Source organism: Bacillus sp. PS108 (genome assembly GCF_037963335.1).
In the GTDB taxonomy this organism is placed as follows: Bacteria; Bacillota; Bacilli; order Bacillales; family Bacillaceae; genus Bacillus; species Bacillus subtilis.
Genome location: NZ_CP150155.1, coordinates 1397350 through 1409018, shown reverse-complemented (window position 1 = coordinate 1409018; position 11669 = coordinate 1397350). Strand labels below are relative to the sequence as shown.

Genomic DNA, 11669 nt, shown 5'->3' with positions numbered 1-11669 from the left:
TTGTGACATATCAGGCTTCCTTTTTTTACTTATTATGAAACTGTTTTGCGTTTAATCCTACTCTTTTTAACATTTCGGTGCACATCTCTACCTCTTCTTCGCTTAATACGCTGATCATTTCATCAATTTCAGCAGCGTGATCAGGGAAAATATCGTTCAAAAGACCGATGCCTTTTTCAGTAATTTGCGCAAATGTCACTCGTCTGTCTGTAGGAGACGCTTTCCGAATGAGAAGTTCTTTTTGCTCCAGCTTATCTACAACGTATGTGATGCTCCCGCTAGCCAAGAGAATTTTATCTCCTATCTGCTGCAGCGGCTGATCGCCTTTATGGTACAAAAGCTCTAGCACAGCAAATTCAGTCGGATTCAGCCCATGCTTATGAATATGCTTATTCATATGATCGTTAATAGACCGATACGCGCGCGACAGCACGATAAATAACTTCAGTGATTTTTCTGTCATGTCTCAATCATCCTTTTAGAAACCGTTACAGAGAAACATTAATAAACAAAGACCAAAATGTCAATAAAAATCTTTCCAATATTTCTCTTCTTTTTTAAAATGTAAGCTTGCCAACACCTTTTTCTAATTTTTTTGGTTATTTTTTCTTATTAAAGAAGAAGAAACAATGATATAATACCTCTAATCAGGTGTATGTTGGAGCGATGCAAATTGAAAATACTAAAAGGCGCCTGCGGGAGAGTCAAACTTTATATCATACTGGTCGTGATTCCGGCAATCGTCATCAGCTTTTTCGTATATGAAAAAGAAAAAGATACAATAGCTGCAGAACATAAACAAGAAGCAAGTGTCCTGCTAAACCTTCACCGCAACAAAATCAATTATTTAATCGGAGAAACAATGGCGAGAATGACCTCCTTGTCCATCGCCATCGACAGACCGGTTGATATAAAGAAAATGCAGTCAATTTTGGAAAAGACCTTTGATTCAGAGCCGAGATTTTCCGGTCTCTATTTTCTCAATGCCAAAGGAGACGTCACCGCAAGCACAACCGAATTAAAAACGAATGTAAACCTGGCCGACAGATCTTTTTTTACAAAAGCAAAGGAAACTAAAAAGACAGTCATTTCAGATAGTTATTCGAGCAGAATTACTGGTCAGCCAATTTTCACAATTTGTGTCCCTGTTTTGGACTCAAAACGTAATGTGACAGATTATCTTGTCGCAGCTATTCAAATTGATTATTTGAAAAATCTCATTAACTTACTAAGCCCTGATGTTTATATTGAAGTTGTGAACCAAGACGGGAAAATGATTTTTGCGAGCGGACAAGCATCTCATGCAGAGGATCAGAAACCTGTCAGCGGATATCTGGATGATATCAGCTGGAATATGAAAGTCTATCCGAACCCGGTCACAATAGAAGAACTGACGAAAAGCCTTGTGCTTCCGCTTTCATGTATTATTGTTCTGCTGAATATCCTTTTTATTCTCGTGCTGTATTATTTGCTGAAGCGGCAGACCCAGCTGGAGCGCTCAGAAAATGAGGCGCAAAAATTAGAGCTGATCGGGACGCTTGCTGCCAGCACAGCCCATGAAATCCGTAATCCTCTTACCGGCATAAGCGGCTTTATTCAGCTGTTGCAAAAGAAATATAAAGGTGAGGAAGATCAGCTTTACTTCTCCATTATCGAACAGGAGATCAAGCGCATCAATCAAATAGTGAGTGAGTTTCTTGTTCTCGGCAAGCCGACAGCTGAAAAATGGGAGCTGAACTCACTTCAGGACATTATCGGAGAAATTATGCCGATCATTTATTCTGAGGGCAATCTATACAATGTTGAAGTCGAATTACAGTATTTAACCGAGCAGCCCTTACTCGTAAAATGTACAAAAGATCATATTAAACAAGTGATTTTAAATGTAGCAAAAAATGGCCTCGAGTCAATGCCTGAAGGAGGCAAACTGACGATCTCCCTGGGAGCTTTAGATAAAAAAGCCATAATCAAAGTTGTGGATAACGGTGAAGGGATTTCTCAGGAAATGCTGGATCACATCTTCCTTCCCTTTGTTACTTCTAAAGAAAAAGGAACCGGTCTCGGCCTTGTTGTTTGTAAACGGATCGTGCTGATGTACGGAGGCTCTATTCATATTGAAAGTGAAGTGCGAAGAGGCACAGAGGTGACAATCACCCTCCCCGTATCCGCATCATAGCCCCCCTGACCATGTCAGGAGGGTTTTTTATCTTCGTGATCGGGCATTGCCATTCGATTTGCTTGCTGGTCTTCCAGAAAAAAGGATTTTGATGAAACGCAACAGCATTTTCAAAAGCAAAAAAAACATAAAAAATACTAAAAAACCCTTTATACCTTCCGTGGCATCTAAAAACTCCATATTCCCTCTACCCGTCACCTTTTGCTGAATCTCAATCGCAAATACGATGACAATGATGACTGTAACAGTATAGATAAAGGACAAGGCTGTCATACTCCATTTAGAAAGCCATGTAAACACAGCGTGAGTGACGCCGAAAAAGAATATGCCAAAAATGCCGATCACCCAAAAATGCATTTCTTTGTCAGTTAAATGAATGCCAAATATTCCGCATAAGGAAATAAAAGCATCATGAAATTGATTGACCATTTCGGTAATGAGAATCGCTAGTTCTTTCATTAGTTCCCTCTTTCATATGAATTTTTTCCAGAAAAAAAGAGCGCTTCCGAAAAGCTCTCTCTTTATATATGCATCTGATAGGCCGCTATTTATTTGCATCATATGCTGGCATAACATCTCTGCGGGGCCACAAGCCTAATTTCTTTACAAGGCCTTGAATCCCTTGGGAATGTTCGTTTTCTTGCATAAGCTGGTGATATTCATTTATTAAACAATCCAGCTCCTGACTGTGCCTGATCGTGTCATGCCCTGTAAATCCCTGCTTTCTAGCGGCATCTATCATTAACTTTCTTTTTTCATCAATAGACACCAACAATCTTTCTTGTTCAGAAGAACCGCCCATTCACTTCACCCCTCGCCGCTAAGAAATAGGAAACAAGTTTGATTGGGTTATTGTGCATTATTACAGATTATACTTTATTTGTAAACATATTTTCATTAAATAAGTTAATTTTTCAGGTATAATAGATATATTGATAGGATTAGAAGAACAATACCCAGGTGAAGAATATCTTAAACACGCCGCCAGGCAGGAGGAATGCCCAATGAAGAAAAAGAAAGCAATTATGCTCGGAGCGGCAGGCGGAAAAGCAATTTTGAAGAGGATAAACCGAAAAAAATGTATTCAGCACATCACTATTTTTTTTCAGATGCTTCGCGATTGGCGAAATGGCGACTATCCTCGGTCACAGGTTAAAACACTTTTGCTGTTAACTGCCGCAATTCTGTATATCGTCATGCCGCTCGATATCATTCAAGACGTAATCCTCGGTCTTGGGTTCATTGACGATGCAGCTGTTTTAGGTTTGATTTGGACACTGATTAAAAAAGAACTGTCACAGTATGAAAAGTGGCGTTTGCAATAAATATAAAAAGCCCCGTTCGATGAACGGGGCTATCTCATGCTTATTGATTCACGCTGTCTTTTTCATAAATCGGAACCCAGCCTTCAGTTGTGACAAAAATTCTCACCGCGACAACTTTGCGGTCCTCCTGAAGCGTGAAGTAATGGCGGATATTCTCAGGCACGGAGATTAAATCTCCAGGGTTTAAACGGACATCAAAAAACGTGCCGTCCTTGCCTTGAATGACAAAAATACCGTGTCCGCTTACAATAAAACGAACCTCATCGTCTGTATGGTGATGCTCTCTTTTAAAGTTTTCAAGCAGTTCATCAAGTTTCGGATTGCTGTCTGACAATGAAATAACATCCTGTGCTTTATAGCCGCGGCGGGTTGAGATATCTTTAATTTCAGTTTCGAAGGTATCAAGAATTTGCTGTTTTTCTTCTTCTGTCAGATCATATTTCTCTGAGAGATGTTCCGGAAGTTTCGTGATATCCCATTGCTCATAAATAACCTCTTGACTGTCCAGAAAGCTTGCCACTTCCTCTTGATTTTCAATCGTTGTATTTGCCTCATCATGAATTCGAATTGTAGCCATTTCAATTCCTCCTTTTATTTAACCAGCTGATGCTGGAGTGTTTTCAATTTCAAATGGTAGCTGAACAAAAATTCATACGCTTCAAGCACTCTTTTTGCCTCAAATGCTGTTTTCCCCCAAGCCGTAATACCATGATTTCGGATCAGAACAGCTCCTGAATCTTCTGAAATCTCTTCCGCAAACAGTGCCGCAAGCGTTGGGATATGTGCCGGATTTTCTATAATCGGAACGGTCACTTCTGCGTTCTCTTCCCACAAGCCGAGTGCTTTTATAATTTCCTGGCCTTTGAATGTGATTTTCTTTTGGTCTCCGTATAACTCTGAAATCACATTATTGTTTACCGTATGGACATGCAGGCAGCATCCGGCATTGGTTTTATTGTACAAATGTGTATGCAAAAGCGTTTCTGCTGACGGTTTCAGAGAATGCCCGCTTTCAGCAGGCTCTCCGTTTTGATTGACCAGCAGAAAATCTTCAACCGTCTCTTTGCGTTTATCTTTTCCGCTTGCAGTGACGAGAAATGTTAAAGGCTCATCTGTAACCTTAATTGACAAATTGCCGCTAGTCGCTGGAAACCAATCTCTCTCTGCCAATTCCCGTTTTACTTCAGCGAGCTCTCGCCAGCGTTCTTGTTTTGCAGCCATTCCTGTACCTCCTTTACATTCTCAATTTCCTTTCTGATCTCATAAAAATCTTGATACGGAAGATGATTGAGGTTCTGCTCCCGGCATTCGTTTAATAAATAATCCCTTGCAAAGCATAGGTCAGACAGCTTTGCTGCCTCCACATCTGTAACCGAATCACCGATCATGATGATATATTGGTTCGGTTCAGAAAGTTCATGGATGACCGACGGCTTACAGCACCCGCATTGATTGCTGCATGTGCCCTTGCAGGAATGAGGCCAGTCAATATGGATATAGTCATTGTCAAATGAAGCATGGTTGCAATAAATGCGGTCTTTCTCCACAATGCCTTCAAGCAAAGGATATACAAAGAAGTCCATTCCACCGCTTATGACATAAAACGGAATCTCGTGCTCATTGATAAATGCTACAAATTCCCGAAAGCCTTCCCTGATTTTTGCATCTTCCAATACAAAACTTGTAATCTCTTCTTTTAAACGGCTGGGCAGAAGGCCGAACATCCGCCCGACACCTTCCTTGATCGATAGCGTTTTGGAAAGTACGCCGTCTTTTAATGCCACCCACTCTGGGGGAGCAAATGTTTTCATGATATTTATAATGTTGTCGTTCATCGTGATTGTTCCGTCAAAATCACAAATAACAAAAGGTTTTCGAGTCGTCATACGGCTTCAACCTTTCCCCATTTATCTAGCGCAAGCTTAAGATCCTTGCATTGTTCGGCTTTTTCATCAATCGGCTGGGCCTCTAGGACCGCATCAATAATGGCTCTGAACGCTCGCCCCCCGCCTTGGGCACCGTTCGGATGTCCATGTACGCCTCCTCCGGCGTTAATAATGTGGTCTATGCCGAAATCACGCATTAATAGCGGAACCATGCCGGGATGAATGCCTGCTGACGGAACCGCAAATGTTTGGTTAAAAGCATCCTCTCTCACACATTCTTCATGGATCGCCAGTGCGTCTGCTCTTGGAAGCGCAACCGAACCATATGGAGACGGAAAGAGGCTGAAGTCAGCACCGCAATATCGATTTAATTTTCCGAGTAAAAGAGCGTGAGAAAAACCGTAAAACGGAGAAGACGTAAACGCTCCGCTCACTGCTGGATGCGCCATAATCGGAACTGGGATTTCAGGATCTTCTGCTAGGCCTTGCATAACGTCCAAGCCGTAAGCAAAGACATTAAACAAAAGCGCATCCGCTCCCAGCTCGGCGGCGCGTCTCGCTTTGTCTTTCAGATCAGCCGTACGTCCAGTCAAATTCACCGCATACAGCGTTTTATGTCCGGTTTGCTCATACGTTTCTTTCAATATTTGCTTTCCTTCTGCAATTCTTGTTTCAAAAGGCGCTAGACCTGTCTCAAAGAAAATTTCATCGTCTTTAATCAAGTCAACTCCGCCAAGCGCCTGCTGCCGGAGCTGTTCTTTAATATCACTCAGGTCCCTTCCGATTACGCCTTTAAATATGCTCATTAACAGCGGTCTCTCAAACTCTCCCAGCAGCTTCCGGATGCCGTATACGCCAAACTTTGGTCCCGGCAGTGCACGCTTAAATGCTTCAGAGAAGTGAAGATCGATCAATTTGATTTTTCCGTCCAGGGACAGCTTGCCAAACACTGTTGTCAGCAAAGCCGGAATATCCTGAGAGAAATTGATTTCAGGATAGGCAATTGTGATGACCGCTTGTTTTTCTGATGCAGGAGTTCCCTCTCTCTCCTCAACTTTTATCACCCGCCCCTTATGCTTTTGCATTTGCTCCTGTTTTACAAGGGGCAGATCAGTCCAGGAGCCTACTGTCAATCCTGTTGCGATTTGTTCTGCTTTCTTCTCTGTATCGGCTCCCGGTTCGGTCAGGAGATATGTCGCTAATAACTCACTCATGCCAGAGCTCCTTTCATTTTCATCCATATCAAAAAACCTCTTCAAACTGCAATCGCGTCTAAAGAGGTTTCGTTTCTCGTCCGAATCTTATCTCTCAGCCGCTAGCTGCAAGAATTAGCACCGTGCTTTATAAGTCGGTTGCCGGGCTTCATCGGGCTCGTCCCTCTGCCTGCTCTTGATAAGAAAATATAGATTTTATAAATTATTTTGAATTATCCCATCGTTATAAGGTCTTGTCAATGCTTTTTTGGGTAAACAGGTTCAGTTTGCCAATTCGATAAGCGGCTTCCTTAAGTCTTTCTTCACTTGTTAAAAGTCCGACTCTGACGTAGCCCTCGCCATATTTACCGAAGCCGTTTCCAGCCGCAACCGCCACATTCGCTTTTTCCAGCAAAAGATCTGAGAACTGCTCAGAAGTATAGCCTTCAGACACAGGTAGCCATGCAAAAAAAGAACCTGCGGGAGCTGTTACATCCCAGCCGATTTCCCGGCATGCCGTGATCCAAGCGTTTCTCCTGCTCTCATATCTGGCATTTTGCTCTGCCACACACGTCTGATCGGCTAACAGTGCCTCTGCTGCAGCCTCTTGAGTCGCTCTGAAAAGACTGACAAACATATGGTCTTGATAAAGATTGATCGCTTCAATGACCGAAGCGTTTCCGACGGCAAAGCCAACCCGCCATCCTGCCATATTATACGTTTTTGACAGCGTGTAAATTTCAATTCCGTTATCCTTCGCACCTTCAGTCTGCAAAAAGCTTAAAGGCTTGCAGCCGTCAAATCCTACAGCGCCGTAAGCAAAATCGTGAACGACGCAGATTCCGTTTTCAGCCGCAAAACGCACGGTGTCTTCAAAGAACTCGGAAGTAGCAACAGCTCCAGTCGGATTATTCGGATAATTTAAATACATCAATTTCGCCTGTTCCCTTACTTCAGCGGTTATGCTGCTGTAATCAGGGAGAAACGCCCTGTCCTTTACGAGCGGCATCATTTCCATCTTTGCTTTTGCAAGTGTGACACCCGACCAGTAATCAGGATAACCCGGATCGGGAACTAAAATCGTATCACCGGGATTCAACAAGCATTGCGGGAGCTCGACTAGACCGGCTTTTCCGCCGAATAATACAGCGACTTCGGTTTCCGGATCCAGATCAATGCCGTATTCTCTTTTGTAAAATGCAGCAGCCGCTGACTTCAGACGGTATGAGCCGCGAAAAGACGAATATTTATGATTCTCAGGATCAGCAACAGCTCGTTTCATCTCCTCAACAATATGTTCAGGAGTCGGCTGATCTGGATTTCCCTGTCCTAGATTGATAACGTCATGTCCTTCTGCGAGCTTTTGGTTCACTTTCTGCACCAAAGAAGCGAAGAATTGTTTAGGCAATTCCTTCAATACAAGAGACTGTTCAAATTTCATCTATTCTCACCTTCTAAAAAAATCTTGAAATGATAGTCCATCATCATATATGGTTAAATGAAAAAAGTAAAGAAAAATTTGGGGTGTTAAAAAGATGATATGGACGATATCTTGTCTTCAATTTGATATTTCATACGGAAAACCTTCGGAAAATATAAAAAAGGCTGAATTTTTCATCGAAAAAGAAAGCAAACATGCTGATGTTCTTGTTCTGCCTGAATTATGGACGACCGGATATGACCTGGCCAATCTTGATGAACTCGCTGATGAAGACGGCCGCTCCGCTCAGAGCTGGCTGAAGAAAACGGCAAAAAAACATGGTGTTCATATTGTCGCCGGATCGGTCGCTGTCAGGAAGAATTCTGATGTTTATAATACAATGTACATCGCGGATAAGGAAGGGCAAATCATTAAAGAGTACAGAAAAGCCCATCTTTTTCAGCTGATGGATGAGCATCTGTATTTATCAGCCGGTTCCGAAGACGGATACTTTGAGCTTGACGGCGTCAAAAGCTCAGGATTGATCTGTTACGATATCCGTTTTCCGGAATGGATCAGAAAACATACGACAAAAGGCGCCAACGTGCTGTTTATTTCTGCGGAATGGCCTCTTCCCCGCCTTGATCATTGGAAAAGCCTGCTTATTGCGCGGGCCATTGAAAACCAATGCTTTGTCGCAGCCTGCAATTGTACCGGTTCAAATCCGGATAATGAATTTGCAGGACATAGCCTAATTATTGATCCATGGGGGCGTGTACTTGCTGAAGGCGGACGGGAAGAAGGCATAGTCCGAGCGGAAATCGACCTTCAAGAAAGCGCAGAAGTTCGGGAGAGCATTCCTGTTTTCGATGATATCAGAAAAGATTTATATTAAAAAATATATTGACAACTAACTAAATTACCTGTTACCATGTTCATCAACTGATAAATTAGAATTGTCAAACAAGTGAATATATTCTCTTATCGAGAGTTGGGCGAGGGATTTGGCCTTTTGACCCCAACAGCAACCGACCGTAATTCCATTGTGAAATGGGGCGCATCTTTTTCGCGCCGAGACGCTGGTCTCTTAAGGCACGGTGCTAATTCCATTCAGATCTGATCTGAGAGATAAGAGAGGCGGACATAGATGTTAAGCCTCCTTCTCTCTGAGAAGGAGGCTTTTTTACGGCCACATATTAAGTGATTACATAATTGGAGGTTATGATGATGGGAGTCACAAAAACACCTTTATACGAAACGTTAAATGAAAGCTCCGCTGTGGCGTTGGCGGTGAAGCTTGGCCTATTTCCAAGCAAAAGCACGCTGACATGCCAGGAGATCGGAGACGGCAACTTAAATTACGTTTTTCATATTTATGATCAAGAACATGACAGAGCATTGATCATTAAACAGGCGGTTCCGTATGCAAAAGTGGTGGGAGAAAGCTGGCCGCTGACAATCGACCGTGCAAGAATCGAAAGCAGCGCTCTCATCCGTCAGGGCGAGCATGTGCCTCACCTGGTTCCAAGAGTGTTTTATTCTGATACGGAAATGGCCGTTACCGTCATGGAGGATCTCTCTCACCTCAAGATCGCAAGAAAAGGACTCATTGAGGGTGAAAACTATCCTCATCTGTCGCAGCACATCGGTGAATTTTTAGGAAAAACACTTTTCTACTCATCAGATTACGCGCTTGAACCTAAGGTGAAAAAACAGCTTGTTAAACAGTTTACAAATCCAGAGCTATGCGACATTACGGAAAGACTTGTTTTTACAGATCCTTTCTTCGACCATGACACAAATGATTTTGAAGAAGAGCTTCGTCCTTTTGTCGAAAAGCTTTGGAATAATGACAGCGTTAAAATCGAAGCCGCTAAGCTGAAAAAGTCATTTTTAACGTCTGCAGAAACGTTGATTCATGGTGATTTGCATACAGGAAGCATTTTCGCAAGTGAGCACGAAACAAAGGTGATTGATCCTGAGTTTGCTTTTTACGGACCGATCGGCTTTGATGTAGGGCAATTTATCGCCAACTTATTTTTGAACGCACTCAGCCGTGACGGGGCTGACAGAGAGCCGTTATATGAACATGTCAACCAGGTCTGGGAAACGTTTGAAGAGACGTTTAGTGAAGCCTGGCAGAAGGACAGTCTGGATGTTTACGCCAACATCGACGGTTACCTCACTGATACGCTCAGCCATATTTTTGAAGAAGCAATCGGATTTGCGGGCTGTGAGCTGATACGACGCACGATCGGCCTTGCCCACGTAGCTGACCTGGATACGATCGTGCCGTTTGATAAACGAATTGGCAGAAAACGCCTGGCGCTCGAAACCGGCACAGCCTTTATCGAAAAACGTTCGGAATTCAAAACGATAACAGATGTTATTGAATTATTTAAGTTACTTGTAAAGGAATGATCCATTCATGACCCATTCATTTGCTGTTCCACGTTCTGTTGAATGGAAAGAAACAGCTATTACCATTTTAAATCAGCAAAAGCTTCCTGATGAGACGGAATATTTGGAGCTGACGACGAAAGAGGATGTATTTGATGCGATTGTCACGCTCAAAGTAAGGGGCGCTCCGGCGATCGGCATTACGGCTGCCTTCGGACTGGCGCTTGCTGCCAAAAACATTGAAACAGATAATGTCACGGAATTCCGCCGCAGACTGGAAGACATCAAACAATATTTAAACAGCTCACGGCCTACCGCCATTAATTTGTCATGGGCGCTTGAGAGACTGAGTCATTCGGTCGCAAACGCGATTTCCGTAAATGAAGCAAAAACAAACCTTGTCCATGAAGCCATTCAGATTCAGGTTGAGGATGAGGAAACGTGCCGGTTGATCGGCCAAAACGCCCTGCAGCTTTTCAAAAAAGGCGACAGGATCATGACAATCTGCAATGCCGGCTCAATCGCGACAAGCCGCTATGGAACGGCGCTAGCTCCGTTTTACTTGGCCAAACAAAAAGATTTGGGATTACACATTTATGCCTGTGAAACAAGGCCTGTCCTGCAAGGTTCACGCCTTACTGCTTGGGAGCTGATGCAGGGGGGCATTGATGTCACTCTGATCACAGACAGCATGGCTGCCCATACGATGAAGGAAAAACAAATTTCCGCTGTTATCGTCGGAGCCGACCGAATTGCAAAGAACGGTGATACGGCAAATAAAATCGGCACATACGGTCTTGCTATTTTAGCAAACGCCTTTGATATTCCGTTTTTTGTCGCCGCACCTTTATCTACATTTGATACAAAGGTCGAATGCGGCGCTGATATCCCGATAGAGGAACGCGATCCCGAGGAAGTCAGGCAGATTTCCGGAGTTCGGACCGCTCCATCCAATGTGCCTGTCTTTAATCCCGCTTTCGACATTACACCTCATGATCTCATTTCAGGAATCATCACAGAAAAAGGGATTATGACCGGAAACTATGAAGAAGAGATTGAACAGCTGTTTAGAGGAGAAAAGGTGCATTAAAAAACCGCTGGACTTTGCTCATTTGGAGCCGAGTCAGCGGTTTTTTTGTTTCTTTTTGTTAACATTGATGATTTCATCTTTTTGAGCGCTTGATAAGATATGCAGTTTCACAAACAGTTCGGCAAAAACGGCAAGTTTCTCAGAGCGGCTCGGCTTCAATTGCTTTGTCCTCCTTTTTC

At 43.1% G+C, this 11669-nt stretch carries 14 protein-coding genes and 2 riboswitches; of the genes, 5 read left to right on the top strand and 9 right to left on the bottom strand.

Annotated features, from left to right (window positions below; translation table 11 throughout):
• Positions 1 to 25: 25 nt before the first annotated feature.
• Positions 26 to 463 carry a MarR family transcriptional regulator MhqR gene (gene mhqR, locus NSQ16_RS07405; RefSeq protein WP_003232475.1) on the bottom strand — a complete coding sequence of 146 codons (438 nt, stop codon included), beginning with the start codon at positions 461 to 463 and terminating at the stop codon, positions 26 to 28.
• A 192-nt stretch (positions 464 to 655) separates the two neighbouring features.
• Here mhqR and kinD point away from each other — a divergent pair, with 192 nt between their 5' ends.
• Positions 656 to 2176, top strand: a complete 1521-nt coding sequence (kinD, locus tag NSQ16_RS07400) for a sporulation kinase KinD (RefSeq protein ID WP_080477770.1) — start codon at positions 656 to 658, stop codon at positions 2174 to 2176.
• 27 nt (positions 2177 to 2203) lie between these two features.
• Here the strand turns inward: kinD and NSQ16_RS07395 are convergent, their stop codons facing one another.
• Together NSQ16_RS07395 and spo0E are read right to left on the bottom strand one after the other, a co-directional pair.
• Complete coding sequence (locus tag NSQ16_RS07395; protein ID WP_003245685.1) at positions 2204 to 2635, bottom strand: hypothetical protein; 432 nt, start codon at positions 2633 to 2635, stop codon at positions 2204 to 2206.
• 85 nt (positions 2636 to 2720) lie between these two features.
• Positions 2721 to 2978, bottom strand: a complete 258-nt coding sequence (gene spo0E, locus NSQ16_RS07390) for an aspartyl-phosphate phosphatase Spo0E (protein ID WP_003218598.1) — start codon at positions 2976 to 2978, stop codon at positions 2721 to 2723.
• 202 nt (positions 2979 to 3180) lie between these two features.
• Between spo0E and NSQ16_RS07385 the strand changes: the two genes are divergently transcribed.
• Positions 3181 to 3501, top strand: a complete 321-nt coding sequence (locus NSQ16_RS07385) for a YkvA family protein (protein ID WP_339232659.1) — start codon at positions 3181 to 3183, stop codon at positions 3499 to 3501.
• A gap of 40 nt (positions 3502 to 3541) precedes the next feature.
• On the opposite strand, the gene mtnD is transcribed toward NSQ16_RS07385, so the two are convergent.
• The 5 genes from mtnD to mtnE form a co-directional block, all read right to left on the bottom strand.
• Entirely contained in the window at positions 3542 to 4078 is a 537-nt protein-coding gene (gene mtnD, locus NSQ16_RS07380) for an acireductone dioxygenase (RefSeq protein WP_003232483.1), read from the bottom strand.
• A gap of 14 nt (positions 4079 to 4092) precedes the next feature.
• A complete protein-coding gene (locus tag NSQ16_RS07375; protein ID WP_339232656.1) occupies positions 4093 to 4722 on the bottom strand; it encodes a methylthioribulose 1-phosphate dehydratase in 630 nt (209 codons plus the stop codon).
• Positions 4680 to 5387 carry a 2-hydroxy-3-keto-5-methylthiopentenyl-1-phosphate phosphatase gene (mtnX, locus tag NSQ16_RS07370; protein WP_017695070.1) on the bottom strand — a complete coding sequence of 236 codons (708 nt, stop codon included), beginning with the start codon at positions 5385 to 5387 and terminating at the stop codon, positions 4680 to 4682. The genes NSQ16_RS07375 and mtnX overlap by 43 nt, the downstream gene beginning before the upstream one ends.
• Complete coding sequence (gene mtnW / locus NSQ16_RS07365; RefSeq protein WP_033884236.1) at positions 5384 to 6601, bottom strand: 2,3-diketo-5-methylthiopentyl-1-phosphate enolase; 1218 nt, start codon at positions 6599 to 6601, stop codon at positions 5384 to 5386. The genes mtnX and mtnW overlap by 4 nt, the downstream gene beginning before the upstream one ends.
• 84 nt (positions 6602 to 6685) lie before the next feature.
• A riboswitch (SAM riboswitch) is annotated at positions 6686 to 6786 on the bottom strand.
• A gap of 38 nt (positions 6787 to 6824) precedes the next feature.
• Positions 6825 to 8021 (bottom strand): methionine-glutamine aminotransferase, encoded by a 1197-nt coding sequence (gene mtnE, locus NSQ16_RS07360; RefSeq protein ID WP_029317713.1) that lies wholly within the window; start codon positions 8019 to 8021, stop codon positions 6825 to 6827.
• 94 nt (positions 8022 to 8115) lie between these two features.
• On the opposite strand from mtnE, the gene NSQ16_RS07355 reads away from it, so the two are divergent.
• The 3 genes from NSQ16_RS07355 (at position 8116) to mtnA (ending at position 11490) form a co-directional block, all read left to right on the top strand.
• Positions 8116 to 8895 (top strand): carbon-nitrogen family hydrolase, encoded by a 780-nt coding sequence (locus NSQ16_RS07355; RefSeq protein WP_327836653.1) that lies wholly within the window; start codon positions 8116 to 8118, stop codon positions 8893 to 8895.
• Positions 8896 to 8978: 83 nt separating this feature from the next.
• Positions 8979 to 9135: riboswitch (SAM riboswitch) on the top strand.
• Positions 9136 to 9227: 92 nt separating this feature from the next.
• A complete protein-coding gene (gene mtnK / locus NSQ16_RS07350) occupies positions 9228 to 10421 on the top strand; it encodes an S-methyl-5-thioribose kinase (protein ID WP_003244973.1) in 1194 nt (397 codons plus the stop codon).
• A 7-nt stretch (positions 10422 to 10428) separates the two neighbouring features.
• Positions 10429 to 11490, top strand: coding sequence for an S-methyl-5-thioribose-1-phosphate isomerase (gene mtnA / locus NSQ16_RS07345; protein WP_029317710.1), 1062 nt, complete (start codon positions 10429 to 10431; stop codon positions 11488 to 11490).
• 33 nt (positions 11491 to 11523) lie between these two features.
• Here the strand turns inward: mtnA and NSQ16_RS07340 are convergent, their stop codons facing one another.
• On the bottom strand, positions 11524 to 11649 hold the full coding sequence (locus NSQ16_RS07340; protein ID WP_003232500.1) for a hypothetical protein: 126 nt from the start codon (positions 11647 to 11649) through the stop codon (positions 11524 to 11526).
• Positions 11650 to 11669: the final 20 nt, after the last annotated feature.